The organism is Yoonia sediminilitoris (assembly GCF_003058085.1).
Classification (GTDB): Bacteria; Pseudomonadota; Alphaproteobacteria; order Rhodobacterales; family Rhodobacteraceae; genus Yoonia; species Yoonia sediminilitoris.
Genome location: NZ_QBUD01000008.1, coordinates 89,386 through 115,531, shown reverse-complemented (window position 1 = coordinate 115,531; position 26,146 = coordinate 89,386). Strand labels below are relative to the sequence as shown.

Genomic DNA, 26,146 nt, shown 5'->3' with positions numbered 1-26,146 from the left:
GGGCCTTTTTACGTGGAGCATCCCCATGGCCGGACCGACATTGCCAGAGATTGAAACTGCGGCGGCGTCGCTGCGCGGTGCGGTGATCGCAACACCGGTTTTGCCTTTGGCCTCTGCGCGCTGGGATGGCATCTTGCCCGACTGTGCCAGCGTCACGCTCAAGCTGGAACTGTTCCAGCAGGCGGGGTCCTTCAAGGCGCGGGGTGTGTTGCTGGGCATACGCCAACTCAGCGATGCGCAGCGCGCGCGCGGGGTCGTCGCAGCCAGCGGTGGCAATCATGCGCTGGCGGTGTCGTGGGCGGCCAAGGCTGCCGGTGTCGATGCGTTGATCGCGATGCCGCGCGCAACGGACCCGTCCCGGATCGCCGGGTGCAAGGCGCTGGGGGCAACAGTCACGTTGCACGATGATATGGCCGCGGCCTTTGATGCGATGAATGCTGCCGCAGATGCGGGGCGGGCACTGCTGCATCCGTTCGAGGCCCCGCATATGACACTTGGGGCGGCTACCTGCGGGTTTGAGTATATTTCCCAGGCCCCCCACGTGGACACTTATGTCGTGCCCATTGGCGGCGGTGGCCTGATCAGCGGGATGGCAGCGGCAGTCAAGCAGATGAAACCCGATGCGCAGGTGATCGGTGTTGAACCCTATGGCGCTGACAGCATGTTTCGCAGCTTTGTGGCGGGCGAGCCTGTCCGTCTGGAACAGGTGGCGACCATCGCTGACAGCCTTGGGTCGCCTTTGGCAATGCCCTATTCCTACAGCGTCGCCCGCACCCATGTAGACGAGATTGTGCGGATAGAGGATGCGCAGATGCTGGGCGCGATGGATCACTTTCAAAACATTCTGAGGATCACAGCCGAACCCGCCTGCGCCGCATCGCTTGCTGCCATCCTTGGCCCCTTACGCGACCAGCTTGCGGGGCGGCATGTGGGGATCATTGCCTGCGGGTCAAATATCGGGCTTGATCGCTACACCAGATTGATGGCCAATGCGTGACGCGACAAAGGGTGTGTTGGCCATGGTCATGGCCTGCACGATCTGGGGGCTTTCGCCCTTGTATTTCGCACAATTGAAACATGTGCCTGCGATTGAAATCCTATGCTACCGCGCTGTCTGGTCGTCTCTCTTTTTCGCGGCGATATTAGCGTTTCAGGGCCGGTTGGCGCTGGTTGGGCAGGCGGTCCGGGGCGGTCAGGTCTGGGTCATTGCCTGTGCGGCCGCGCTGATTTCATTCAACTGGCTGGTCTATATCTTTGCGATTCAGACGGGGCAGGGGATAGAGGCGTCGCTTGGCTATTACGTCTATCCGCTGGTCGCGGTCTTGCTGGGATGGGCAGGTTTTTCCGAACGGTTGCAGCGCATGCAATGGCTTGCCGTGTTGCTTGCGGGCAGCGCAGTTCTGGTTCTGACGATCGGGTTGGGCGTACCGCCATGGATCGCATTGGGGCTGGCGGCATCGTTCAGTCTTTATGGCGTAATCAAAAAGCAACTGCCGCTGGGTCCAGTCGTATCTGTCACAGCCGAGGTCCTGCTACTGGCCCCTTTTGCCGCGTTGCTTTTGTGGCTGACCGGCGATGTGGGGGCCTTGTCGTGGGACACGCATCTGCTGCTGGCGCTTTCCGGGCCTTTGACCGCCACACCATTGATCCTGTTCAGCTTTGCGGCCCGCCGGATTGCCATGGCGACCGTTGGTGTGGTGCAATATGTAAACCCGACCCTGCAGTTTGGCTGCGCGGTCCTTGTCTTCGGCGAGCCGTTCAGCAAATGGCACGCGATCGCATTCCCGATGATCTGGGCGGCACTTCTAGTCTATTCCGTGTCGGCGATCCGTCAGGACAGGGCCGCGCGCAAAGCAGTTTCCAGCGATGTCACGTCAGGGACGGTTGTCACATAGGCAAGAATATCATCTCCGGCAAACCCTTGATCTACCACATGGTCAAGCAGGGCCACCAACGGGTCCCAGAACCCGTCGATATTGAGCAGATAGATCGGCTTGGCATGCAGACCCAACTGACGCCATGTCAGCACTTCAAAGAATTCATCCAGCGATCCCGCACCCCCCGGTAAAACGACAACTGCGTCGGCGTTCATGAACATCACTTTCTTTCGCTCGTGCATCGTCTCGGTGATGATGAATGTATCCAGATCGCGTTTGCCGACTTCGCGGTCAAAAAGATGAGTCGGAATCACCCCAAAGGTGGCCCCTCCGGCCTTTTGGACAGCGTTGGCAACACGCCCCATAAGCCCGACATCTCCTGCACCATAGACCAACCGCCATCCGTTTGTTGCCAGCATAGCGCCGGTCTCGTCTGCTGATTTGGCATAATGCGCGGCACGGCCGTCCCGTGAGCCGCAATAGACACATACCGATCTCATCACGTGCGACATAGTTAACCCTTTATGAAGACTTCGCTTTGACCGTTTATGATGGGGTTGCTATGATGCTGCAACCGGATGGTTCGGGGAAATGTCGCACGCGTGTGCGAAGGGGTGCGTATCGGTGTCGGACACTGGGGAAACACAAGCAATATCACAGGGTGTGCGGCTCGCATTGGGGGCAGTAGCCGCTGTTCTGATCGCGGCGGCTGGCTATTTCTTTTTTCCGGTCGAGACGCCCGCGCCATCTGCACCGATGACGGTTGCGGCACCCGCAGCGGTTGACCCGCCTGCAACGCCCCCTGCACCTGTTGCCATCGCGGAAGCGCCGGATGCGGAAGCGGAGAAACCTGCGCCGCCAGTCTTTGATACGTTCCGGGTCGAGCCCGACGGGTCAATGGTTGTGGCGGGGCGCGCGGAACCATCGCAGATTGTCGACATCATGTTGGCCGATAGCGCGATTGACCGTGTTACGAGTGATATGTCAGGCAGTTTTGTGTCCTTTCCAGTGGCAAGCCCCTCTGAAGCTCCGCGCACCCTGTCGCTGATTGCCGACCCTGATGGCGCGGCGATCCGGTCAGAGGTCAGCTATATCGTGTCACCGATTGCGCCACCCAGATCGGTGCTGGCAGATGCGCCCGGTGCTACCGTTGCGCCATCAGCGGCACCCGCACCGGCGATGCCGGGCAACGATGACACAGCCGACGTACCTGTTGCGATTGTCGAAGCTGCGCAAGCGCCAGTGACCAACAGCGCGCCAACCTTGCCGACGGTCTTGCAGGCGGATGGCGCGGGCATTCGTGTGGTGCAATCGGCTCCGAAAGCGCCCGCTACGGCTGACGACCCCGATGTGGCGCTTGATGCCATCACCTATGACCCCAACGGAGCAGTCCAGATTTCGGGGCGGGCCAGTGGTGACGGGGCGGTTCAAATCTATCTTGATAACGCGCCTGTTTCGGCCTCTGCGGTGACGGAAGGCGGGGACTGGAAAATTGAATTGCCGGACATAAAAACCGGCGTCTATACGCTGCGCATTGATGAAGTCGATGAGACGGGGGATGTCGTGTCGCGGCTTGAAACCCCATTCAAGCGCGAGGTGGCGCAGGATGTTGCCGATGCCCTGGCGGCTGAACTTGCGCAAGAGGGCAGCGATGTCGCTGTCAGAACGGTCCAGCCGGGGTCCACACTTTGGGCCATTGCCGAAGAGAATTTGGGACATGGCCTTTTCTTTGTAGAAGTCTATGCGGCCAATTCCGATTTGATAAAAGACCCTGACCTGATTTATCCCGGCCAAATCCTGAGCATCCCGCAACGCAACGAATAAGCCGGACAGGTATGGTCATCTGGTGGACAGCGCCCTACTTAAAGGGGCTGTGATCCGGAGACCGCCATGCGCCGCCTTACCAAAACCGATGCCAATTTGAGCAATGCCAAGGTCCAGGGGATCGCGGTAATACGTCGTGTCATTCCTTATCTGTGGCCTGAAGACCAGACTTGGGTCAAGCGCCGCGTCATTCTGGCCCTTGCCGTGCTGGTCCTGTCGAAGCTGATCGCGGTAACGACGCCGATATTCTACAAGCAAGCGGTGGATGCGCTGGCCCCGGAAGGTACCGATGCGGCGACGGTTCTGGGGCTGGGGGCCGTCGGGCTGACGCTGGCCTACGGGCTTGCTCGGCTGATGACGGTCGGGTTTCAACAGCTGCGTGATGTGATCTTTACCCGTGTCGGGCAACGCGCCCTGCGGCAACTCGCGCTGGAAACCTTTACCCACATTCACCGTCTGTCGATGCGCTATCACATCACCCGCAAGACCGGCGGGCTGAGCCGGATCATTGAACGCGGGGTCAAGGGCGTGGACTTCCTGCTGCGCTTTTTGCTGTTCAGCATGGGGCCGCTTGTCCTGGAACTTTTGATGATCTCGGTCATCCTGTTTTTCCTGTTTGATGTCTGGTACTTGGCCGTCGTTGTTCTGACCATTGCGCTCTACGTCTGGTTCACCTTCAAAGTCACCGAATGGCGGGTAAAAATCCGCAAGGAGATGAACGACCAGGACACCGACGCCAATCAAAAGGCAATCGACAGTCTTCTGAATTTCGAGACCGTCAAATATTTCGGGGCCGAACGGTGGGAGGCAGACCGTTATGACCGCGCCATGGCCAACTACGAAGATGCGGCGATCCGGACCAACTATTCGCTGGCCTTTCTGAATTTCGGGCAGTCTTTTCTGATCACTGGTGGCTTGGTGGCTGTTATGATCATGGCCGCCGTGGGCGTCCAGCGCGGCGACCTGACCGTAGGCGATTTTGTCATGGTCAACGCCTATATGATCCAGATCACCATGCCGCTCAATTTCCTTGGCACGGTTTACCGCGAAATCCGGCAGGCGCTGATCGATATGGGCGACATGTTTGATCTGTTGGGCCAACCGGCCGAGGTGACTGACAAACCGGGTGCATCTGATTTGAAGGTCACAGGCGGGCGGGTGACTTTGCAGAATGTGGCTTTTGGTTATGATCCTGAGCGCCCTATCCTCAAAGGGATTGATCTGGATGTGGAGCCCGGCCAGACCGTGGCGATCGTGGGGTCCTCGGGCTCGGGCAAATCGACCATCGGACGTCTGTTGTTCCGGTTCTACGATGTGATCGGCGGTGCGCTGTTGATTGACGGGCAGGACGTCCGCGATGTCAGTCAGGAAAGCCTGCACGCGCAAATCGGCGTGGTGCCGCAGGATACTGTTCTGTTCAACGATACGATCCATTACAACATCGCCTATGGCCGTCCCGACGCATCCGAGGACGATATCATCGCTGCAGCGAAAGCCGCTAAAATCCATGATTTCGTGCAAACCCTGCCTGACGGATACCAGACAACCGTGGGCGAACGCGGGCTCAAGCTGTCGGGCGGCGAAAAGCAACGTGTGGGCATTGCGCGCACACTTTTGAAGAACCCGCCGATCCTGTTGCTGGATGAAGCCACGTCGGCGCTGGATACGGAAACCGAACGCGACATTCAGGCCGAGCTGAAAGCCATGGGCGAGGGCCGCACGGTGATCACCATCGCCCACCGCCTGTCAACCATTCAGGACGCGGACCGCATTGTAGTGCTGGAAAACGGGGTGATCGTCGAGCAGGGCAAACATGACGAATTGCTTACCGCCGACGGCCGTTATGCATTCCTGTGGAACCGGCAGTCAGAGGAAGAGTTGCTCTAGGGTCATGGCCCTAAAGCGTTTCGCATCTAACCTGAGGCATCAGATAAAGGCGAAACGCTGTGGGCCGTAGGGGGCAAATGATCGATTGTCATGGCGCTGACTGGACCGTAGAAAGTGCGTGATCCTACTTTGGGAAATTCTTCATGACAATGCTGCGCGCTGCCCTGATATTGGGGCTTCTTTCTGCTGTTGGTCCTTTTGCCATTGATATGTACTTGCCGGCCATGCCCGCGATTGCGGCCAGTCTGGGTGCCGAGGTCAGTGCGGTGCAACTGACGCTGACAGCCTATTTCGTGGCGTTCGGGCTGGCGCAGTTGTTTTATGGCCCATGGGCCGATCAGGTGGGGCGCAAACTGCCCCTGTTTGTCGGGCTTGCGATATTTGCAGCCGCCACGGTGGCCTGTGCGCTGGCCGGGTCCATCGAACAGTTGATCGCCGCGCGTGCCCTGCAGGGGTTGGGCGGGGCGGTGCTGATGGTCGTGCCCCGCGCGGTCATCAGGGATATGCATACCGGACCTGCTGCGACCAAGCTGATGGCAATGGTGATGCTGGTCATTTCCGTGTCACCGATGCTGGCGCCGCTGGCAGGGGCGGGCCTGATTGCTTTTGGTGACTGGCGCCTGATCTTTTGGGTTCTGGGCGCCGTTGCGCTGCTCAGCCTGATGCTGACAGCGACGGCCCTGCCGGAAACGCTGCCATCTGAAAGCCGAGTAGCCGTCAATCTGGCGAACCTGTGGCGGGGGACAAAGGTGCTTTTGCGTGATCCCGTCTTTATGGGGCTGACGTTTATCGGCGGTTTTGGTTTTGCCAGCTTTATGGTTTTCATTTCCAGCGCGTCATTTGTCTATACCGGCGAATTCGGGCTGACTCCGACGGGTTTTAGCCTTGCCTTTGCGATCAATGCCATCGGCTTTTTCGGCGCAAGTCAGGCGGCTGGCCCCTTGGCCGACAAGATCGGGATCATGACCGTTATTCGCTGGGCTGTGGTGGGGTTCGCGGGATGTTCGGCGGTTCTGTTTGCCGTTGCTCTGTCCGGATATGGCACGCTGCCGGTGGTTATGGCAGGGCTGTTTTTAGGGAATGCCTGTCTCGGGCTGGTGATCCCCACGACCATGGTCATGGCGCTTGATCCCCATGGTGCCATTGCGGGGCTTGCTTCATCGCTGGGGGGGACGTTTCAGATGGTAACAGGCGGGCTGATGGTTGTTGTGACTGGCCTGTTCTTTGATGGCACAGCTGTGCCGATGATCGGGGCCATCATGCTTTGCGCTTTTTGTGCGCTGGTGCTGGCCCTGCGCACACTTGCTGTGATGCACCGCGTTTCAACAAACGCGGTGCAGGGCTGATTATTCTGCCGCTTGCAAGGGGCGGGTCAGTGGCAACGGCTGGCTGTTATCTGTTTCAGTCCAGATCACCTCTGGCATGCGAGCGCGGCGGGCCTGTTTTGACAATGCCCAGTCGCGCGCCGCGCGACTGCTGCGCCCCATTGACAGTTTGGCCAGCAACCGCGCGGTCCACTGGGCGTAGGTCACGATCCAAACGCGGACGGCCAACATAGAGGGCGTGAAGACCAGCGTCAGAACGGTTGCAATACCCAGCCCGAAGACAACAGCCGTTGCCAGTTGTTTCCACCAAAGCGCGGTTGGGCTATCCACCGAATAGCCGCCGTTCATGAAATCAAGGCTAAGCCCGAACATCATCGGCGCCAGACCTGCCATTGTGGTGATGGTTGTCAGCAGCACCGGCCGAATGCGGTCTTCGGCGGTGCGGGTGATCGCCTCTGTCCGTGGCATGTACTGGCTGTATTCCTGATAGGTATCGATCAGAATGATGTTGTTGTTCACAACGATCCCCGCCAGTGCCACGATCCCTGTGCCGGTCATGATGATCGAAAAGGCCTGATCCATCACCAGCATCCCCACCAGTGAACCGGCTGTGGACATGACCACCGCCATAAGCACCAAGACAGAGTTATAGAGGCTGTTGAACTGCGCCAGCAGGATGATGAACATCAGACCCAGCGCACCGGCAAAGGCTTTCATCAGGAACGCGCCGGATTCCTCCTGGTCTTGCTGGTCGCCGGTCCATTCCCAATCGATGCCGTTTCCAAAGGGTTTTGTGTCCAGCCATTCGGTCAGAACAGCGATACGTTCGTTGGGGTTCAAGGGTACCTCGCTCAAACCGCCGTCGCCTATCAGTGTCTCAAGCGAAGCGGCGGTCGTGTCGCCCAGCAAGCTGACAACCTCGTAGCGGTCAATCCCTGTGGCCGCTTCATCCTTTACCTTGACGACGGCCACTGTTTCATCTTCGTGAACAAGGTTGAGCAGGCCAGCCTCGACCCCGGCCTTGACGTCGAAATAGCGTTTTTGATCGACACGGCTGATTTCGGCCAGCTTGGCGACAGGGGTGCGGGTGATGAAGTTGGACAAGGGGATCAACCCCTGATTGGTGCGCACGCGTAGACTGTCGAGGGTGGACAGTACCCTGTCCTCGGCGGGCAGGCGGACCCTGATGTCAATTTCTTCGTCAGAGCTGTCAACGCGCATCGTGTCCAGCAGGATGCCCCGCGTGACCATCTGCACCATAGCCCCGACAGAGGCCACATCAGCGCCAAAGCGGCCTGCCTTTTCGACGTCGACGTCAATCTGCCAGTCGATGCCGGGCAGGGGCAGCGAATCTTCGATGGTGATCAGACCGGGTGTTTCGTCAAACTTTGCGCGTGCCTGATTTGTGGCCGCAATCAGCGCATCCCAATTGTCGCTTTTCAGGCGCAGGTGAACAGGTTTGGCAGACGCGGGCCCGCGCGACAGGTTCAGGATTTCCAGCCGAATACCGGGCAGGGCCGACAGCGACTCTTCAAGCTGGGCGATAATCAGATCACCATCAAAAGCCGGGTCAACCTGCCGGGTTGTCCATGGAATGAAACCAAGCAGCCAGGTCCGCTCGGACACGCGCGGACGCTCTTCCCATGGGATCAACTCAAGCTGAATTTGTCCGATGGCATCTGCGGGGCCTTCGGCGCCGCCTGTGTTTGAATTCAGCCCGCCATCGCCCGCAAAGGCAAAGACGCTTTCAATCCCCGGCTGCGCCAGGGTGATGGCTTCGGCCTGTTTCAGTAGCGTGTCTTTTTCCTGCAAACTCAGGTTGCCGCGTGCCTGCACATAGACGATGGCCTGCTCGGGTTCGGATTCGACAAAGAATTCGACCCCGTTGTTGTTGGCCCCGAAGTAGCCAAAGATCGACACAACGGTAAAGATGACGGCCCCCACCGCGACAAGCGGCATGATCGGGTTGCCGGTGATGAAATACATCAGATGGCCGAACCATGTGCGTCGATAACCTGCCTTGATGGTCTTGGCTTCACGTTCAATCGTGGCCGCACCAACGGTGATCGACAACAGGACCGCGCCCACAAGGAAAACGATCATGCCCGGCACCCGCGCAGAGGAGGCTGTTCTGGCGACATCTTCCCCGCTCAGGTAGCCGGGGTTGAGGGTCAGCATTGCACCTGTAAACACGACCATGATCGCAGGGGCCACAAGGATGGCCCGCACAAACCACGGCAAACGCGCGCGCAGCCAGTCCGAGGATCTGCCGAAAGCCCTGCTCATCCGGCCCGTGACGCCGCCCATAACCGGCAGGTAAATCAGGGCCACAACAAGTGACGCGCAAAGCACAAAGATCAATGTGACTGGCAGCATCCCCATGAATTGTCCAGGAACGCCGGGCCAGAAGAGCATTGGCAGGAACGCACAAAGCGTTGTGGCGGTAGAAGAAATGATCGGCCAGAACATCCGCTTTGCAGCTTCGGTATAGGCGTGCATCGGGCCGGTGCCTTCGCGGATGCGCTTGTCGGCATATTCGACGACAACAATCGCCCCATCAACCAACATTCCCACAGCCAGAATCAGACCGAACATCACGATATTCGATATCGTAATATCCATGATCGCCAGCAGCGCGAAGCACAGCAGGAACGACGTCGGGATCGCAAAGCCGACCAGCAGGGCAGGGCGGGTGCCCAATGCGGCCAGCACAACGATCATCACCAATGCAATCGCTGTCAGCACCGACCCTTCCAACTGGCTGACCATCGACGCCACATTGCGCGACTGGTCGTTTGATGTGCCCACTTCGATGGCGGCCTGTTCTTCCGGAGTCCAGTTCTGGCGTTCTTCTTCGACGATTCCCTTGATTAGCGCAGACGTGTCGATCAGGTTGAAACCCTTGCGCTTGACCACCTGCAATGCCACAGAATTCACCCCGTTAAAGCGGGCGGTGCCGGCGCGGTCTTCGAATGTCAGTCGGATGGTGGCCAGGTCGCCCAAGGTTATCACACGATCACCGTTGATCTTGACCGGCAGGCTGTAGATGTCGCGCGGTTCGTCGAACGACGATGGAATTTTGACGGCAAAAGTGCCTTGGGCGGTTTCAACCTCGCCTGCGGCGATCAGCAGGTTGTTATTGGTCACGACGCCAATCAACTCGCCCGCGGTCACGTTGTAGGTTTCCAGCCGAAGCGGGTCGATGACAACTTCGATCATTTCGTCGCGGGTGCCTGCCAGACCTGCCTCCAACACTGCATCAAGCCCTTCGATGCGGTCCTGCAAGTCTTTGGCAACGCGGATTAATGTCCGTTCCGGCACCTGTCCGGTCAGGTTCACGATGATGATCGGGAATTCCGAAAAGTTGATTTCGTTGATCGAATATTGGTCAGCGCCTGCGGGGAACTGGCCTTCGGCGTTGTTCATGGCAGAGCGGATGTCGGCCAGAATCTTGGTCTTGTCCCAGCCGAATTCGAACTCAAGCGCCACACCTGCATAGCCTTCGGCTGCCGTTGACGACATGGTTTTCAGCCCGTCCAGATCCGACAGTTCGCTTTCCATCGGTTTGACCAGCAGTGTTTCGCTGTCTTCGGCCGAAATGCCGGGGAAGGGGACAGAAACAAAGATCGCTGGAATTTCGATGTCCGGCTCGCCTTCCTTTGGCAGGCTGACATAGGCCAACCCCCCCGCCAGAAGCGAGAGGGCAATAAAGGCAAGAACCATGCGGGCGCGTGATGCGGCCCAGTCGACGAGGCCGGTCATCCTTTTGCCTCCTGATATGTCGGCACGACTTCGACTCCGTCCACGACAAATTCCTGACCGATCGTAATGATCGTAACCTCCTCGGGCAGGTCAGTGACCCAGACGCCCTCGGCGGTGTCGCGCAGCAGCGTGACGGGCATGAATTTCGCGATGTTTCCCTGGGTGATCGTGCGCACACCGAGGACGCCATTGTCATCCAGTGTCAATGTGGATTGCGCCAGCAAGTGGGCCGCGCGCCCGTTTGAGGAGACAAGGATTTCGACTGTCTGCCCGTCGCTGATTGACAGATCATCATTCGGAACAGTCACTTCGACCCGGAAGGTGCGGGTTGTGTCGTCGGCGCTCCGAGACAAGAACGTCACCTGCCCTTGAATTTGGCGTCCGGTCGAGAGGCGCGCGCCTGCCATCGCCCCGACAGTGATCTTGTTCACGTCCGCTTCGGGCACGAAGCCGACCAGCTTGATCGGTGTCAGCTGGATGATCGTCGCACACGGGGCGCCGGGCTGCATCAGTGATCCCAATTCGGCTGTATCGGTTTCCAGCAGGCCCGAAAATGGCGCTCTGATGGTCAAACGGTCAATCTCGCGTTCGGCTGACGCAACTGCGGCGGCAGCGGCTTCGATGCCTGCCTGCGCGGATACCACGCCGGAATTCGCACGCTGCACGCCGGCTTTGGCGCCGTCCATTGCAGCCTGTGCGCTGACCAGCCGCGTCTCTGACGCAAAGCCATCTTGGCTGAGCTGAGCGGCTGCATTCAGGTTGATCTCGGCCTCGCGCAAACGTGCATTCGCTTCTGCTACCGCCGCCTGTGCTTCAGGTACGCGGCCTTGCGCTTCCAACAGTCTGGCACGGGCTTCGGCAAGCGAGGCCTCGCGGGCGCCGGGGTCAAGTTTGCACAGCGTTTCACCAACGGATACCGTCGCACCTTTGCGCAGGGGCTCTGAAATCACCAAGCCAGAGGTTTCAGCAGCCACGGTAACCTGACGCGCGGCTTCGGTCCGGCCCCGCAAAATAACGGCGCTGTCAATTGTCTGCGCGAAAGAGCGCAATGCGACAACGCCGACAGCGCCCTTTGCGGTGGCAGCAGGTTCTTGCTGTGCGACTTCGCTTGTTTCAGCGGTTTCGCGGGCAGACTCGACTTGTGCAAATCCAAGAAGGCGATCACGTTCGAAAACAACCAGATAAAGGAGTGCTAACACCACGACCGCACTGATGATCGACATGATTCTCATAATTTTGCCCCTCGGCTGACATCACGTCGTGTGATGCCCGTTTGCTTAATGTATCATCTTTACGATGTAATGATCGTTTCGGATCAGCTTTTTGAACTAAACCATTCAGTTCAAAATAGCGGTTTCGGGACTTTGATGCAAGCGTCGCTTCTGCACTGCCGCATGAAGTTGACGCCGCGACAGACAGACGGCACTTGTTCATTGTATCAGCTTCACGATAAGAACGCGTGACAGAATTTCCCAGCAGACGTTTAACGGGGGCCAAGGTGAGCAATACAGACGGTTTTATCGAAGAAGTCACGGAAGAGGTGCGCCGCGAAAAACTGTATGGGTATTTGCGCCGCTATGGATGGATCGGGGTACTTGCTGTGCTGCTGATCGTCGGTGGGGCCGCTTGGAATGAATATCGCGCCGCGCAGGACCGCGCGGCTGCGGAGGCGACCGGTGACGCGCTTCTGGACGCATTGAACGAAGAAGATGCAGCCGCCCGTACCGAACAGATCGCAGCATTGACCGCCGAAGGGTCAAGTGCTGCTGTTGTCGAACTTCTCAAGGCCGCCTCGCTTCAGGAAAACGGCGATGTGGCAGCGGCGATGTCTGTTCTGGACGGTTTGGCCGTGAACCCTGATGTCCCGCAGATGTACCGTGACCTCGCCGCGTTCAAAGCGGCCCTGCTGCCAGCGGATGATTCTGCCGCGCGTTTGGCGCGTCTTGAAGATCTGGCAAAGCCGGGCGCGCCGTTCCGGCTGCTTGCCCTTGAACAGATTGCCTTTGCACAGCTTGATCAGGGCAATGCCGATGCAGCGATCGCAACCCTGCAAAGCATCGTTGAAGATGCGGCCGTTGGCCGGGACTTGCGGGATCGCGCGCAAACGCTGATGGTAGCGTTGGGAGAGCCAATCCCGGACACGCAGACAGAATAGCATGTGATAGGACCAGCCGTGACAGTCAGAACAATCATTGGCGCAGGTTTTGCGTTGGCACTGTTGGCCGGATGCGCCGAAGAAGAAATCATTCTGCCCGGTGAACGTCTGGATATTCGCGACGCCCCTGTTTTCGTCAATCAGGTCGCTGACGTGTCACTGCCTGCTGCCCGCGCAAACGCTGACTGGACCCATCGCAACGGCGGTGCGGACCATTTGATTTCACATCCCGCTTTGGGGGCCAGCCTGACTGCGGCTTTTGTGGCTCCGATTGGTGAAGGCGACAGTTTGCGCGCCCGAATCACGGCAGACCCGGTCGTTGCAGATGGCATTGTCTACACACTTGATGCGCGTACAACGGTCACGGCAACGTCGGTTACGGGCCAGACGGTGTGGACCCGAACGCTGCCCACAGGTCTGGACAACCGGGCTGATGCCTCTGGCGGGGGTGTGTCGGTTGCCGGTGGTCAGGTTTTCGTCACAACCGGATTTGGCGACATCAGCGCGCTGGACAGCATGACTGGTACCATCAACTGGACACAGGACCTTGACGCGCCTGCACTTTCACCGCCAACAATCAATGGTGATCTGGTCTATGTGGTGGCCCGTGACAGTTCTGGCTGGGCCTTGGATGTGACCAACGGGCGGATCCGCTGGCAGATAAGCAACAACCCCTCGACGGCCAATTTCAGCGGCAGCGCGTCACCTGCCACAAATGGCAATATCGTGGTCTTTCCGTTTCCATCGGGTGAAGTCGTAGCGACCTTTCCGCAAGGTGGCCAACGTCGCTGGGCCAGCGCGGTCACAGGTGACAGGCTGGGCCGCGCCGCAGCACTTGTGACCGATATCACCAGCGACCCTGTAATTGATGGGCAGCGTGTTTATGTGGGCAATTTCGGTGGCCGGACGGCTGCATTAAACCTGCTTGACGGCGAACGGATCTGGACCGCATCCGAAGGCGCAATCAGTCCGGTCTGGCCAGTCGGGAACGCGGTATTCCTGATCAATGATATCAGCCAGCTGGTGCGTTTGGATGCGCAGAGCGGTGAGCCTGTCTGGCGCGTCGCATTGCCCGATATTGTGGGCGAGCGCAAAGCGCGGCAGCGCGAATTCGTTGGCCATTATGGCCCGATTTTGGCTGGTGGTCGGCTGATCGTTGCGTCAACCGACGGTCTGATCCGGCAGTTTGACCCTGCCTCTGGCGCGCTTGTGCGGACATTGGCATTGCCCGGCGGGGCCGCGTCGCATCCTGTTGTTGCGGGCCAGACGCTTTACGTGGTCAGCAAATCAGGGCAATTGCACGCTTTCCGTTAAGCGGTGTTTGGTGTACCTGCACAGCTTGAACCGCGTCAGGAGCCGTGAGAAATGAGTTTTACCCTTGCCATTGTGGGCCGTCCCAACGTGGGAAAATCCACTCTTTTCAACCGTTTGGTTGGCAAGAAGCTGGCTTTGGTCGATGACCAGCCGGGGGTGACGCGTGATTTGCGCGAAGGCGAAGGACGCATTGCGGACCTGCGTTTTACCGTCCTTGATTCGGCGGGTCTGGAAGAAGCAACAGATGACAGCCTGCAAGGCCGCATGCGCCGCTTGACCGAACGGGCTGTTGAAATGGCCGATGTCTGCCTGTTTATGATCGACGCGCGGGCAGGAGTGCTGCCAGCGGATGAGGTCTTTGCCGATATTCTGCGCAAGAAAAACGCCAATGTGATCCTTGCTGCCAACAAGGGCGAAGGCAAGGCCGCCGATGCCACGATTCTCGAGGCTTACGCCCTTGGGCTAGGAGAGCCGATCCGCATGTCCGCCGAACATGGCGAAGGCATGGGAGAGTTGCTTGATGTGTTGCGCCCCATCGCCAATGATTTCGAGGAACGCGCCGCAGCCGACGCCCCCGAAGTTGACGTGGACGTGGGTGATGAAGACGAGGACGCACCGCGCATCCCCACCCGCGCCAAACCATTGCAGATTGCTGTTGTCGGTCGTCCGAACGCGGGCAAATCCACCCTGATCAATAAAATCATCGGTGAAGAGCGCCTGCTGACAGGGCCAGAAGCCGGAATCACCCGTGATGCGATATCCGTCCAGCAGGACTGGGATGGCGTCCCGATGCGCATCTTTGACACGGCAGGCATGCGCAAAAAAGCCAAGGTGCAGGAAAAGCTTGAGAAACTGTCGGTCTCTGACGGACTGCGTGCGGTCAAATTTGCTGAAGTCGTCGTCGTTTTGCTGGATGTGGAAATCCCGTTTGAACAGCAAGACCTGCGCATTGCCGATCTGGCAGAGCGCGAGGGGCGCGCCGTTGTCGTCGCTGTCAACAAGTGGGATACAGAGGACGAAAAGCAGGACAAGCTCAAGACACTGCGCCAGTCGTTCGAGCGCCTTTTACCGCAGTTGAAAGGCGCGCCGCTGGTCACCGTGTCGGCCAAGACAGGCAAGGGGCTGGATCGTTTGCAGCAGGCGATCATGCGCGCGCATGACGTCTGGAACAGGCGGGTCACGACGGCCCACCTGAACCGCTGGCTGGTGGGCATGCTGGAACAGCACCCGCCACCTGCGCCGGGCGGCAAGCGCATCAAGATGCGCTATATGACGCAAGTCAAGACGCGCCCCCCAGCGTTCGTTGTGATGACATCACATCCCGATTTGGTGCCGGAAAGCTATAAACGCTATCTGGTCAATGGCTTACGCGAAGACTTTGATATGCCCGGAACGCCGATCCGGCTGTACCTGCGCGATCAGGGCGACAAGAACCCCTACAAGGACAAGAAGTCTTCGCAACCGTCACGTCTGTCAAAGCACCTTAAGAAGTCACCGACGCAGCGCTAGGCCGGATCAGCAACAAGGCTACGATCCCCAAGGCGGCCAGCGCGGTGACGCTCAGGTTTTCGGTGCCGTTGGCCACAATGATCCCGACGAGGGCCCAGACCACTGTCAGCCGATACGCATTTGCGCCGCTTTTGCGGAATACGGCTGTTGTGGCGATCAGCGCACCAAGAATACCTGCATAGGCCCAGCCCTGTGCGCCCGTGATCAGGCCGTAGCCCGCAGCGGTGCTTCCCAGTGACACAAATGACGCAGCGGTCAGCCAGCCCGCATAAATGGCGACGGGGATGCCAAACCACCCTTGATCTCGTGCCGGCGCGCGAAGGTGGGCATGGATTGCGGCGGCGGCCATGATGAAGATCATGATCGTGGCCCAGACAGCGCTCTGGTTCGCGACAGCCAGCCAAGGGGTGCCCACGGCAAGGCTGATGACGAGCGGCAGGCGGGCATGGTCCCAATCCGGCGCGCCTATGCGCTTCCAAAGACCAAAGACCGCAGCGACAACCAACCATCCGTATATCAGCCCCCAAATCGCGAAGGCATATCCCGCAGGCTGAACTGGCGGATCAATCTGGGGTATCGGCAATTGGTCGGCCCGGAAACCGCTGAAAGGGCTTGTCAGGGCCGGCGACACGACAAAGGTGACGGTCGTGATCAGCGTCAAGAGTGCTTTGATGTTTTTCATATTGCTCTGATATGTTCCTTGGTCATTTGGTTCCTGCGGCGGTGGGGAAAAACAGACTTGTCACAATGGCAGCCGTCCCACAGCATGGACATAGTGGTTGAGGGGGAATGATGAAACGTATTGCTTTGTTTATTGATGGCACTTGGAACAGGCCAGACGCTCTGAACCCCACAAACGTCGTGCGGCTATCGCGCTGCGTCAAGCCGTATGACATCGCGGGACGACCGCAACAGGTGATTTACTCGCCCGGTGTCGGGGCAGGGCGGGGCAATACATGGTTGGGCCGCAAGATGGACCGAATCCTTGGCGGGGCCTTGGGCTGGGGGCTGACGGATATTATTCAAGAGGCCTACCGGAACCTTGTGTTTGCCTATCAGCCGGGTGACGAGATTTACATTTTCGGCTTTTCGCGCGGGGCTTTTGCGGCCCGGTCGCTGGCGGGGTTGATCCGGTCCAGCGGAATCCCGTCGCGTGCAAAGCTGGATCAAATCCCCGTTGCCATGGCCCGCTATGTTGACAGTGACCATCGCCCGCATCCTGATGATCCGGTCAGTTTTCACTTTCGCAAGGATTTCGCTCCGCGCACAGCCACCAGTGAAAAGGAATTGAACTGGCGCCGCGCGCAGGGCCAGACGGACGCGATCCGCCTCAAGATCGCCTATGTGGGCGTGTGGGACACGGTCAAGGCGCTTGGCATTCCTGCATTTCTGCCCGGCGCGCGGGTGTTCAATGCGCAATACAGGTTTCATGATGCGGACCTCAGTAGCTCGGTCAAATCTGCCCGCCACGCGATATCCACGGATGAACGGCGGATCACCTTTCCTGCATCCCCGTGGGAAAATATTGGCGTTCTGAACCGCGACGCAGGTGTGGGCGACGACAAGGTGCAACCCTATGCCCAGCAATGGTTTCCGGGTGATCACGGGTCAGTGGGCGGGGGCGGGGCGCGCATTGGCCTGTCGTCGGTGGCCCTGCATTGGATCGCGCAGGGCGCGGCGCTGGCGCAACTGGATATCGACTGGCCGGAATTTGACAAGGTGGCCAACCGATTTGCCCCGCACATCGACAAGCTCACCAACAAGTTCGGTCCGGCAGGTGTGTCGGGTGCGATGTTGAATACGATCAAGAAAGAACGCGATGGCCCCAAAGAACTGGAAAACCTGTCCGTGGCCGCGCTTGACCGGCTTTTGCACGACCCCGGCTACCGGCCCGAAACGCTGAACTTTGTGCGGGATGATCTGCGCGACCAACCGCAGACAAAGACGGCCGCGATCCGCGATTGGCTTGTGGCCCGTGACGGTGGTCCGACCCACGAACTTGACAGCACAATGCGCCCGCGGCCTTGGGATTTGCCGCGCAATGCCCCGCTGGCTTCCGACGCAGAAAGTGCCTAGATCAATGCACCTTCGGCCGTGATCCGTGTCTTGCCGCGCAGGTAGGGGTGCAACACGGCGGGCAGGTCAACGGAACCGTCCTCTTGCTGCCCATTCTCCACGACGGCAATCAGGGTGCGCCCGACGGCCAAGCCTGACCCGTTCAATGTATGAACAAACTGCGGTTTGCCGCCCGCTTCGGGCTTGAAGCGCGCATTCATGCGGCGGGCCTGATAGTCGCCAGCCACGGAGACGGACGCGATTTCGCGGTAAGTATTTTGCCCCGGCAGCCAGACTTCGATATCGTGGGTCTTGCGCATACCGGCACCCAGATCGCCGGTACACAAGATCACAGTGCGGTAGGGGATTTCCAGCTTTTCAAGGATCGCTTCGGCGCATTTGGTCATGCGCTGGTGTTCTGCGGCGCTATCCTCTGGCTTGGTGATGCTGACCATTTCCACCTTTTCAAACTGGTGCTGGCGCAACATGCCCGATGTGTCGCGCCCGGCTGACCCTGCCTCGGACCGGAAACATTGTGTGTGGGCCACATAACGGCGGGGCAGATAGCTTTCATCAAGCGTGAGCCCGTTGACGATGTTGGTCAGGGTCACTTCCGCCGTAGGGATCAGCCACCAGCCGTTGGTGGTTTGATAGCTGTCCTCGCCGAATTTGGGCAACTGCCCTGTGCCATACATCATTTCCTCTCGGACCAGCACGGGGGTGATGGTTTCTGTCAGCCCATGTTCTTCGACATGCACGTCCAGCATGAACTGCGCCAGTGCGCGGTGCAGACGGGCGACAGCACCCGATAGCAGGACAAAGCGGCTGCCCGACAGTTTTGCAGCAGTTTCAAAATCCATACCGGGGCGGATGCCGGGGATGTCGTAATGCTCTTTGGGGTCAAAGCTGAAGCTGGGCGGCTTGCCGAAACGATGGATTTCGACGTTGTCTTCTTCGTCGGCACCCTGCGGCACATCGTCGGCGGGCAGGTTTGGCACGCGCATCAAAAGGTCAGTCAGAGCCGCATCTTGCGCTTTTGCCTCATCATTCAGGGCGGCGATCTGTGCCTTTTTCTCGGCTACAAGTGTGCGCAACCGTTCAAATTCGGCGTCATCGCCGCGGCCTTTGGCGGCACCCACTTCCTTGGCGGCCTTGTTGGCCTCGGCCTGGGCTGTTTCGGCAGCAAGGATCTTGGCGCGGCGCGCCTCGTCAAGAGCCAGAATTTCGGACGACATGGCATCAATCCCACGACGAGACAGGGCCGCATCAAATGCAGCAGGATTGTCGCGGATGGTTCGGATGTCATGCATGGGTCCGGTCCTTGGTAAGATGTCTGATGGATGCGGATATGCCCCATCCGCAGTTCAGAGTGAACCGGAAAGTGCAGTCTGATGCGCAGGCAGAAGGCCGTGGGGTGCGCTTTGTTGATGACAAAATCAATTTGACCAATTTTGACCGATGTTTTGGGCTTACAGGGTCATTGTTTGGTACGTGTCAAATGCAGCCATGTCCAAGGCCACGCTGCGCAGCAGATGTTGTAGCACATAGTGACGGATCGAGCATCGTCGCGCGTCGTGGGCGCGCAGTGGTGGGTGGTCGATCTTGTAGTAGTCGGCAAGCTGGTTGCTGCGGGTGGTCTTGAGGTCTTGGTAGGGTATGCCGCCCGCCAGCAGCGGTTTGCAGGCGTTGTCAAATTGAGTGGCAGGGATGGGGGCGGGAACCCCTGCGACATAACAGCTGATCGCGATCATGTTGAATTCGTCCTTGCCCCATCACCAAAGTCGCGCGCCGTCGCTGACACGGAATTCACAGTCAAAAATGATCGCAATTTTCATTTTTTCGCCTCCATTTGGGCAGAGCGATTGCTTTTTGCAAAGCTTGCACCCATATCGCAACGAAGCCCAGTTTTTGGGACGAGACAAGAACCTTTCGCGTGTGGTTGCCATTCACCCCAGCCGGACCTAATGTGCCGCGACTTTTGGGGCGCGGTGGGCGCACCGTAACTGAAAATGATAAGGGGCCACTATGCAGGGCATAGAATCACTCATTCCACTGATTTTGATTTTCGCGATCATGTATTTCTTGCTGATCCGTCCGCAGCAGAAAAAGCTGAAGGAACATCAGGCGATGCTGGGTGCGCTGCGCCGTGGCGACCAGATTGTCACGCAAGGGGGCATCGTGGGCAAAGTTGTCAAGGTAAAGGACGAGGGGGCCGAGGTCGAAGTTGAAATCGCCGATGGCGTCAAGGTCCGTGTGATCAAGTCGACCATTGCCACTGTCATGAACAAGACAGAACCTGCGAATTCCTAAGACATGCTGAACATCTCTTTCGCCAAGCAAGTGATGATCTGGCTGACCGTCGTGGTCGGCCTGACGTTCGCCATGCCCAACGGCTTTTATACCACTGTTGAGCAGCATAATGATGCCATCACAGCCCCAGAGCAGTTGCTTGCCGATGGGCTGACCCAGACTGACGTGGACGACATGGTGGCATCATGGCCGGATTTCCTGCCATCGGGGCTGGTTAATCTGGGGCTTGATCTGCGGGGCGGGGCGCATTTGCTTGTCGAAGTGAGCGTGGAGGATGTACACGCGACTTTCCTTGAAGGGTTCTGGCCGACGGTTCGTGACACACTGGTTGCAGAGCGCGACACAGTTGGCACAGTGACCCGCGACGACAGTGCACCAACAGAACTGAAAGTACGCATTTCCCAGACGACGGGGGCTGCCCGCGCACTGGAACTTGTGCGTGGCCTTGGACGTCCGGTCAATACATTTACAGGCGGTGTGTCCAACAATATCGAAGTGGCGATTGACGGCCCTGTTCTGACGATCACTCTGTCAGAAGCCGAAATGCAGGCCATGAACGAACGAACCATGGCGCAAACCCTTGAAATCATTCGTCGTCGGATTGATGAAGTGGGCACACGTGAGCCGACTATCCAGCGACAGGGGGCAGACCGCGTACTTGTGCAGGTGCCGGGCGTAGGCTCTGCCCAAGAGATTATTGCTTTGCTTGGTACGACGGCGCAGCTGACGTTTAATCCCGTGATCGGGCAAACGTCTGATCCAAGCGAAAATCCGGGCTCTGGCAATGTTCTTGTCAGGGATCAGGAAAGTGAAAATCTTTACTACATCCTGACGCGCAGGCCTGTCGTCACCGGCGAGGATCTTGAGAACGCGCAGCTTGATTTTGACCAAAATGGCCGACCTGCGGTCGGATTCCGTTTCAATGCATCTGCTGCGCGCAAGTTTGGTGATTACACCCTTGAAAATATCGGATCGCCCTTTGCGATTGTGCTGGATGACGAGGTGATCTCGGCCCCGCGGATTCAAAGCCATATTCCGGGCGGGTCGGGGATTATCACCGGCAATTTCACCGTTGAAGAGGCCACCAATCTGGCGGTTCTGCTGCGGGCCGGGGCGCTGCCCGCCGGACTGACGTTCCTTGAAGAGCGTACGATTGGGCCGGAACTGGGCCAGGACAGCATTGATGCCGGCAAGATCGCCTGTATCGTCGCGGGTCTGGCCATTCTGGCCTATATGGTGCTGAGCTACGGCTTGTTTGGCGTCTTTGCCAATATCGCGCTTATTATCAATGTGGGCCTGATCTTTGGCCTGCTCAGTCTGGTTGGGGCAACGCTGACCTTGCCGGGGATTGCCGGGATCGTTCTGACAATCGGGATGGCCGTTGACGCCAATGTCATCGTGTTCGAACGTATCCGCGAAGAGTTGAAAACCGCCAAAGGTCCGGCGCGGGCGATTGAGCTGGGCTATGAAAAGGCGCTGTCGTCAATCATTGATGCCAACATCACGACATTCATCACGGCGGTAATCCTTTTTACCATGGGCTCTGGGCCGGTAAGCGGCTTTGCTGTGACACTCGGATTTGGCATTATGACATCGGTCTTTACGGCCATTTTCGTAACCCGGTCCATCATTGTGATCTGGTTCGGGCGCGCGCGCCCCAAAACGATCGAGGTTTAGAATGCGCCTGAAACTGGTTCGCGAACATACAAAGATCGACTTTTTCGCGCGCGCGCGGCTTTGGCTGGGTATCTCGTTGGTAATGATGGTGGTGGCCTTTGGGTCATTCCTCATTCAGGGGCTGAACTTCGGCATCGATTTCCAAGGCGGGACAAGCATTCGGACCCAGTCTGAAGTGCCTGTCGATGTTGCAGCCTATCGTGATGCGCTGGCCCCGCTAGACCTTGGCGATGTATCCATCACCGAAGTTTTTGACCCCAATTTTGACGAAAACCAGAATGTCGCGATGGTCCGGATCCAGGCCCAGGACGGGGACGAGCGGATTGCGAGTGAAACGATTGCCGCTATCCAGGCGGCCTTGCAGACGATTGACCCCGATATGACATTTCCGTCTGTTGAATCGGTGGGGCCAAAAGTATCGGGTGAGTTGATAACAACGGCCGCAATTGCTGTCGCGCTCGCTGTGCTGGCAATCCTTGCCTATATCTGGCTGCGGTTCGAGTGGCAGTTTGCCGTCGGGGCGGTGCTGGCGCTGACCCATGATGTGATCCTGACCATCGGAATTTTCTCGGAATTGCAGATCAAATTCGATCTGGCAATTATCGCGGCCCTGCTGACGATCGTGGGCTATTCGATCAACGATACGGTGATCGTGTTTGACCGGGTGCGTGAAAACCTCCGCAAATATAAGCAAAAGGACCTCAAGGAGGTGCTGAACCTGTCGATCAACGAAACGCTGTCGCGGACATTGATGACCTCGGTCACGACGTTGCTTGCATTGATTTCGCTGTTCGTGCTGGGCGGTGACGTGATCCGGGGCTTTGTCTTTGCGATGATCTGGGGCGTTATCATCGGGACTTATTCGTCCATTTTCGTGGCGTCAGCGTTGCTGCTGGTGTTGGGGGTCAAGCGCGACTGGTCCAAAAAGGACCCGTCGGCAGGCACGCGATACAGCCATATTGACACCTGAAAGGCCAGCTCATGCGCCTGACCGAGATTGAATATAACGATGCGGTGCCCATCGATGGCTATGGTCCCGGCTTTTTCCGTATCGGCGGCGAAAAGGTGGAAGGGTCTTTGGTTGTCCTGCCCTCTGGCTTGAGCGCATGGGGCGGGTTTGATGATACTGCGGCAATCCTTGATCAGGCGGAGCATATTGACGTGCTCTTTGTCGGAACCGGGCCCGAGATCGCCCATCCGCCTGCGGCCTTTCGCAAGGCTTGCGAGGATGCGGGCGTGGGCGTTGAAACCATGGCCTCGCCTGCGGCATGCCGCACCTATAATGTGCTTTTGTCCGAGGGGCGGCGCGTTGCGGTTGCCTTGATTCCCGTCTGATATGTTGACGGTCACGGACCTGTGCTGTGCGCGTGGCGGATTGGCTGTGCTGACGGACGTCAGCTTTGATGTGGACGCAGGTAAAGCATTGATACTGCGTGGCCCCAACGGCATCGGCAAAACGACCCTGCTGCGCACGATGGCCGGGCTACAGCCTGCCTTGGCTGGCAGCATCACTTACCCCGAAGACGAAGCCGCCTATGCCAGCCACGCCGACGGGATCAAATCGGCGCTGACTGTCACTGAAAATCTGAAATTCTGGGCTGATGTGCATGGGCTGTCTGATCCAACCGGACTAGAGACCGCGCTGGAACGTTTTGATCTGACAGACTTGCGCGAACGGCTTGGCGGGACCTTGTCTGCGGGCCAAAAGCGGCGTCTGGGTCTTGCACGCCTTGGTGTCATCGGCCGCAAGGTGCTGTTTCTGGATGAGCCGACCGTGTCACTGGATGGGTTTTCAGTGAAGCTGTTCGCGGACTGGCTGCAAAACAACCATTTGGCAGGGGGCGGGGTGGCCGTTATTGCCACGCATATTGATCTGGGCATTGATGCACCTGAACTGGACCTGACCCCTTTCAAGGCTGATCCGAACGCTGGCGGCGGATCAGACGAGGCATTCTTGTGATCGCGCTTTTGTTGCGCGATCTGCGGCTGGCCGTGCGGGCCGGCGGTGGCTTTGGGCTGGGGCTGGCGTTTTTCCTGATTGTCATTGTGCTGGTGCCTTTTGGGGTCGGCCCGCAAAGCGATTTGCTCACAGCGATTGCACCGGGGATTTTCTGGGTGGCGTCATTGCTGGCCGCCCTTTTGTCGTTGGACCGCATATTCGCGCTGGATTTCGAAGACGGGTCTTTGACCCTGTTGGCCACATCGCCCTTGCCCCTCGAAGGGGTCGGCCTGATCAAGGCTCTGGCGCATTGGGTGACGACCGGGTTGCCGCTCACCGTTGCCGCACCTGCTCTCGGGTTCATGCTTGTCCTCGCGCCAGAGGCCTACAGCTATCTGTTGCTGTCGCTTTTGCTGGGCACGCCAGCCTTGTCGATGATTGGCACCTTTGGGGCAGCACTGACTGTTGGATTGCGGCGCGGTGGGCTGCTTTTGTCGGTGCTTGTGCTGCCGCTCTACATCCCGACACTGATCTACGGCGCAGAGGCCGTGCGGCGCGGCGCGGAGGGGCTGGACCCCAGCGGTGCGCTGATTTTGCTGGGCGGGATCACCGCCGGTACATTTGCAATCCTGCCGTTTGCCACTGCGGCAGTCTTGCGCATCAATCTGCGGTGATCGGGGATTGAGGGTGACGAAAGAGCGGGTTAGGTAACACACATGTCAATTTGGAAATATGCGAACCCGACAAAGTTCATGGGCTGGACAGCGCCTGTGCTGCCGTGGCTGTTTGGCCTTGCGGCCCTTTGTCTTGGGGTTGGGTTGGTCTGGGGGTTTTTCTTTACGCCTGACGACTTCCGGCAGGGGGCTACGGTCAAGATCATCTATCTGCATGTGCCCGCAGCCTTGATGGCCATCAACGCATGGATCATGATGCTGGTCGCATCGCTGATATGGTATATCCGGCGGCACCATGTGTCGGCCTTGGCAGCGCGGGCAGCGGCTCCGATCGGAATGGTCATGACACTGATTGCCTTGTTCACAGGGGCGATCTGGGGAAAGCCGATCTGGGGGACCTATTGGGAATTTGACCCAAGGCTGACGTCGTTCCTTATCCTGTTTCTGTTCTACCTTGGCTACATGGCATTGTGGGAAGCGATTGAAGACCCGGACACTGCGGCCGACCTGACCTCGGTGCTGTGCATGGTCGGGTCGATCTTTGCGATCCTGTCACGCTATGCGGTGCTGTTTTGGGGTCAAGGGTTGCATCAGGGGGCATCGCTGTCACTGGACAAGGAAGAGAACGTAGCGGATGTCTTTTGGGTGCCTTTGCTGGTCTGCATGGCAGGCTTTGTTTTGCTGTTCATCGCACTTGTGCTGATGCGGACCCGGACCGAAGTGCGCGCGCGCCAAATCCGGGCATTAGAAAACAGAGCGAGGGCGCAAAATGCCTGATCTTGGGAAATATGCGTTCGAAGTGCTGATGGCCTACGGCGTAAGTATCGCGATGTTGCTGGCCCTTGTGCTGGTCAGTTGGCGCCGTGCTACACGGGTCCGCGCGCAATGGGAGAAGATCAAGAAAAATGGCTAAACTATCGCCTTTGATGATTGCCCCGCTGGTGACTGTAGTGGCGCTCCTTGGGCTCGGAGCGGCAGGCTTGCTGCTGGAAAACCGCGACGAGTTGCCGTCAACATTTGTGGGCCAGCAGGCCCCGGCCGTACCGGTTGAGGCGGTGCAGGGCACCACTCAACTGACAGACGCCGACCTGCGGTCAGGCGAGGTGACAATCGTGAATTTCTGGGCAAGCTGGTGCCCGCCATGCCGGGCCGAGCATCCAAAACTGCTGGAATTGGACGCGGCCGGCTATCGCGTCGCGGGCATCAATTTCCGTGATCAGCAGGATCAGGCAGCGCCTTATCTGGCCGACTATGAAGACCCGTTCTTTGCAACCGGATTCGACCTGCGCGGCCGCGTGGCCATCGACTGGGGTGTTACAGCGCCTCCCGAGACCTTCATTGTGGACGGCGACGGCACTGTTCTGTTCCGCTTCGTCGGACCGCTGGTCGGGTCGGATTACGAGCAGCGGTTCTTGCCGGAATTGGCAAAGGCGGTTGAGTGAAACGCCCTCTACGGCGTTTCGCGAAAAGCTGTAGACAACAATATCTTCAGGTCATGTGGGCCAGAGTTCCCATCATGTAATTGCGATCGTAGTTCTGAAAGCGCACACGCGGATCGTCGCCGGCGTTTTGCATTACCCGGTCAAATTCGGCCAAGCAGATGATTTGCGCACCATTTTCAACAATCAGGAAGTTACGCCCGCTTAGGAAAATACCATGAAACTCGGCAGCCAATTCAATTGTGGGAAAATTCAGGACCGTCGTCGTCCCGCCAGCCTTGTTTTGCAGGCCATAGCAGACCACCTTTCTGCGTTCAAAGGTGAAGTCTGCAAACTCTATGATACTTTCAGTGTAACTTTGCATTGTACCCCCCTTTTGGTGTGGGACACGTTATGCTG

Annotated in this window: 25 protein-coding genes; 18 read left to right on the top strand and 7 right to left on the bottom strand. The window is 58.4% G+C overall.

Annotation, left to right across the window (positions count from 1 at the left end; translation table 11 throughout):
- Nucleotides 1-25 precede the first annotated feature (25 nt).
- Nucleotides 26-997 (top strand): threonine ammonia-lyase, encoded by a 972-nt coding sequence (locus tag C8N45_RS15050; protein ID WP_108387077.1) that lies wholly within the window; start codon nucleotides 26-28, stop codon nucleotides 995-997.
- Nucleotides 990-1,895, top strand: coding sequence for an EamA family transporter RarD (gene rarD, locus C8N45_RS15045; RefSeq protein WP_108387076.1), 906 nt, complete (start codon nucleotides 990-992; stop codon nucleotides 1,893-1,895). Before C8N45_RS15050 ends, rarD begins: the two co-directional genes overlap by 8 nt.
- Here the strand turns inward: rarD and C8N45_RS15040 are convergent.
- The gene (locus C8N45_RS15040) at nucleotides 1,832-2,389 is read right to left on the bottom strand and encodes an LOG family protein (RefSeq protein ID WP_181868948.1); all 558 of its coding nucleotides are present in this window, start codon (nucleotides 2,387-2,389) and stop codon (nucleotides 1,832-1,834) included. The genes rarD and C8N45_RS15040 overlap by 64 nt on opposite strands.
- Nucleotides 2,390-2,501: 112 nt before the next feature.
- Between C8N45_RS15040 and C8N45_RS15035 the strand changes: the two genes are divergently transcribed.
- The 3 genes from C8N45_RS15035 to C8N45_RS15025 all read left to right on the top strand — a co-directional run bounded on the left by C8N45_RS15035 (nucleotide 2,502) and on the right by C8N45_RS15025 (nucleotide 6,934).
- Entirely contained in the window at nucleotides 2,502-3,701 is a 1,200-nt protein-coding gene (locus C8N45_RS15035) for a LysM peptidoglycan-binding domain-containing protein (RefSeq protein ID WP_245882685.1), read from the top strand.
- A gap of 66 nt (nucleotides 3,702-3,767) precedes the next feature.
- Complete coding sequence (locus C8N45_RS15030) at nucleotides 3,768-5,588, top strand: ABCB family ABC transporter ATP-binding protein/permease (protein ID WP_108387073.1); 1,821 nt, start codon at nucleotides 3,768-3,770, stop codon at nucleotides 5,586-5,588.
- A gap of 149 nt (nucleotides 5,589-5,737) precedes the next feature.
- Nucleotides 5,738-6,934 (top strand): multidrug effflux MFS transporter, encoded by a 1,197-nt coding sequence (locus C8N45_RS15025; protein WP_108387145.1) that lies wholly within the window; start codon nucleotides 5,738-5,740, stop codon nucleotides 6,932-6,934.
- On the opposite strand, the gene C8N45_RS15020 is transcribed toward C8N45_RS15025, so the two are convergent.
- Both C8N45_RS15020 and C8N45_RS15015 read right to left on the bottom strand, forming a co-directional pair.
- Nucleotides 6,935-10,675 carry an efflux RND transporter permease subunit gene (locus tag C8N45_RS15020; RefSeq protein WP_108387072.1) on the bottom strand — a complete coding sequence of 1,247 codons (3,741 nt, stop codon included), beginning with the start codon at nucleotides 10,673-10,675 and terminating at the stop codon, nucleotides 6,935-6,937.
- The gene (locus C8N45_RS15015; RefSeq protein WP_108387071.1) at nucleotides 10,672-11,907 is read right to left on the bottom strand and encodes an efflux RND transporter periplasmic adaptor subunit; all 1,236 of its coding nucleotides are present in this window, start codon (nucleotides 11,905-11,907) and stop codon (nucleotides 10,672-10,674) included. The genes C8N45_RS15020 and C8N45_RS15015 overlap by 4 nt, the downstream gene beginning before the upstream one ends.
- Before the next feature lie 266 nt (nucleotides 11,908-12,173).
- On the opposite strand from C8N45_RS15015, the gene C8N45_RS15010 reads away from it, so the two are divergent.
- Genes C8N45_RS15010 through der form a run of 3 tightly spaced genes read left to right on the top strand, consistent with a single transcriptional unit; the run spans nucleotide 12,174 to nucleotide 15,653 of the window.
- Entirely contained in the window at nucleotides 12,174-12,830 is a 657-nt protein-coding gene (locus C8N45_RS15010) for a tetratricopeptide repeat protein (RefSeq protein WP_108387070.1), read from the top strand.
- An 18-nt stretch (nucleotides 12,831-12,848) separates the two neighbouring features.
- Entirely contained in the window at nucleotides 12,849-14,144 is a 1,296-nt protein-coding gene (locus C8N45_RS15005) for a PQQ-like beta-propeller repeat protein (protein ID WP_108387069.1), read from the top strand.
- A gap of 51 nt (nucleotides 14,145-14,195) precedes the next feature.
- On the top strand, nucleotides 14,196-15,653 hold the full coding sequence (der, locus tag C8N45_RS15000; RefSeq protein ID WP_108387068.1) for a ribosome biogenesis GTPase Der: 1,458 nt from the start codon (nucleotides 14,196-14,198) through the stop codon (nucleotides 15,651-15,653).
- Here the strand turns inward: der and C8N45_RS14995 are convergent.
- Nucleotides 15,628-16,335, bottom strand: coding sequence for a TspO-related membrane protein (locus C8N45_RS14995; RefSeq protein WP_108387067.1), 708 nt, complete (start codon nucleotides 16,333-16,335; stop codon nucleotides 15,628-15,630). The two genes, der and C8N45_RS14995, sit on opposite strands and share 26 nt — an antisense overlap.
- A gap of 110 nt (nucleotides 16,336-16,445) precedes the next feature.
- On the opposite strand from C8N45_RS14995, the gene C8N45_RS14990 reads away from it, so the two are divergent.
- Nucleotides 16,446-17,729 (top strand): T6SS phospholipase effector Tle1-like catalytic domain-containing protein, encoded by a 1,284-nt coding sequence (locus C8N45_RS14990; protein ID WP_108387144.1) that lies wholly within the window; start codon nucleotides 16,446-16,448, stop codon nucleotides 17,727-17,729.
- Here C8N45_RS14990 and serS read toward each other — a convergent pair.
- Both serS and C8N45_RS14980 read right to left on the bottom strand, forming a co-directional pair.
- Nucleotides 17,726-19,018 carry a serine--tRNA ligase gene (serS, locus tag C8N45_RS14985; RefSeq protein ID WP_108387066.1) on the bottom strand — a complete coding sequence of 431 codons (1,293 nt, stop codon included), beginning with the start codon at nucleotides 19,016-19,018 and terminating at the stop codon, nucleotides 17,726-17,728. The genes C8N45_RS14990 and serS overlap by 4 nt on opposite strands.
- 159 nt (nucleotides 19,019-19,177) lie before the next feature.
- Entirely contained in the window at nucleotides 19,178-19,459 is a 282-nt protein-coding gene (locus C8N45_RS14980; protein ID WP_108387065.1) for a hypothetical protein, read from the bottom strand.
- A 274-nt stretch (nucleotides 19,460-19,733) separates the two neighbouring features.
- Here C8N45_RS14980 and yajC point away from each other — a divergent pair, with 274 nt between their 5' ends.
- Genes yajC through C8N45_RS14935 form a run of 9 tightly spaced genes read left to right on the top strand, consistent with a single transcriptional unit; the run spans nucleotide 19,734 to nucleotide 25,750 of the window.
- Nucleotides 19,734-20,018: a preprotein translocase subunit YajC gene (gene yajC / locus C8N45_RS14975; RefSeq protein WP_108387064.1), complete on the top strand. Its 285-nt coding sequence runs from the start codon at nucleotides 19,734-19,736 to the stop codon at nucleotides 20,016-20,018.
- A 3-nt stretch (nucleotides 20,019-20,021) separates the two neighbouring features.
- Entirely contained in the window at nucleotides 20,022-21,695 is a 1,674-nt protein-coding gene (secD, locus tag C8N45_RS14970; RefSeq protein WP_108387063.1) for a protein translocase subunit SecD, read from the top strand.
- A gap of 1 nt (nucleotide 21,696) precedes the next feature.
- The gene (gene secF / locus C8N45_RS14965; protein ID WP_108387062.1) at nucleotides 21,697-22,665 is read left to right on the top strand and encodes a protein translocase subunit SecF; all 969 of its coding nucleotides are present in this window, start codon (nucleotides 21,697-21,699) and stop codon (nucleotides 22,663-22,665) included.
- An 11-nt stretch (nucleotides 22,666-22,676) separates the two neighbouring features.
- Nucleotides 22,677-23,030, top strand: coding sequence for an Mth938-like domain-containing protein (locus C8N45_RS14960; protein ID WP_108387061.1), 354 nt, complete (start codon nucleotides 22,677-22,679; stop codon nucleotides 23,028-23,030).
- Nucleotide 23,031: 1 nt separating this feature from the next.
- Nucleotides 23,032-23,655: a heme ABC exporter ATP-binding protein CcmA gene (gene ccmA, locus C8N45_RS14955; protein ID WP_108387060.1), complete on the top strand. Its 624-nt coding sequence runs from the start codon at nucleotides 23,032-23,034 to the stop codon at nucleotides 23,653-23,655.
- Complete coding sequence (gene ccmB, locus C8N45_RS14950) at nucleotides 23,652-24,308, top strand: heme exporter protein CcmB (protein WP_108387059.1); 657 nt, start codon at nucleotides 23,652-23,654, stop codon at nucleotides 24,306-24,308. The genes ccmA and ccmB overlap by 4 nt, the downstream gene beginning before the upstream one ends.
- Nucleotides 24,309-24,350: 42 nt before the next feature.
- Nucleotides 24,351-25,085 (top strand): heme ABC transporter permease, encoded by a 735-nt coding sequence (locus C8N45_RS14945; RefSeq protein ID WP_108387058.1) that lies wholly within the window; start codon nucleotides 24,351-24,353, stop codon nucleotides 25,083-25,085.
- Entirely contained in the window at nucleotides 25,078-25,221 is a 144-nt protein-coding gene (gene ccmD, locus C8N45_RS14940) for a heme exporter protein CcmD (RefSeq protein ID WP_108387057.1), read from the top strand. The genes C8N45_RS14945 and ccmD overlap by 8 nt, the downstream gene beginning before the upstream one ends.
- Complete coding sequence (locus C8N45_RS14935; protein WP_108387056.1) at nucleotides 25,214-25,750, top strand: DsbE family thiol:disulfide interchange protein; 537 nt, start codon at nucleotides 25,214-25,216, stop codon at nucleotides 25,748-25,750. Before ccmD ends, C8N45_RS14935 begins: the two co-directional genes overlap by 8 nt.
- A 46-nt stretch (nucleotides 25,751-25,796) precedes the next feature.
- Here the strand turns inward: C8N45_RS14935 and C8N45_RS14930 are convergent, their stop codons facing one another.
- Entirely contained in the window at nucleotides 25,797-26,111 is a 315-nt protein-coding gene (locus C8N45_RS14930) for a hypothetical protein (protein WP_108387055.1), read from the bottom strand.
- Nucleotides 26,112-26,146 lie beyond the last annotated feature (35 nt).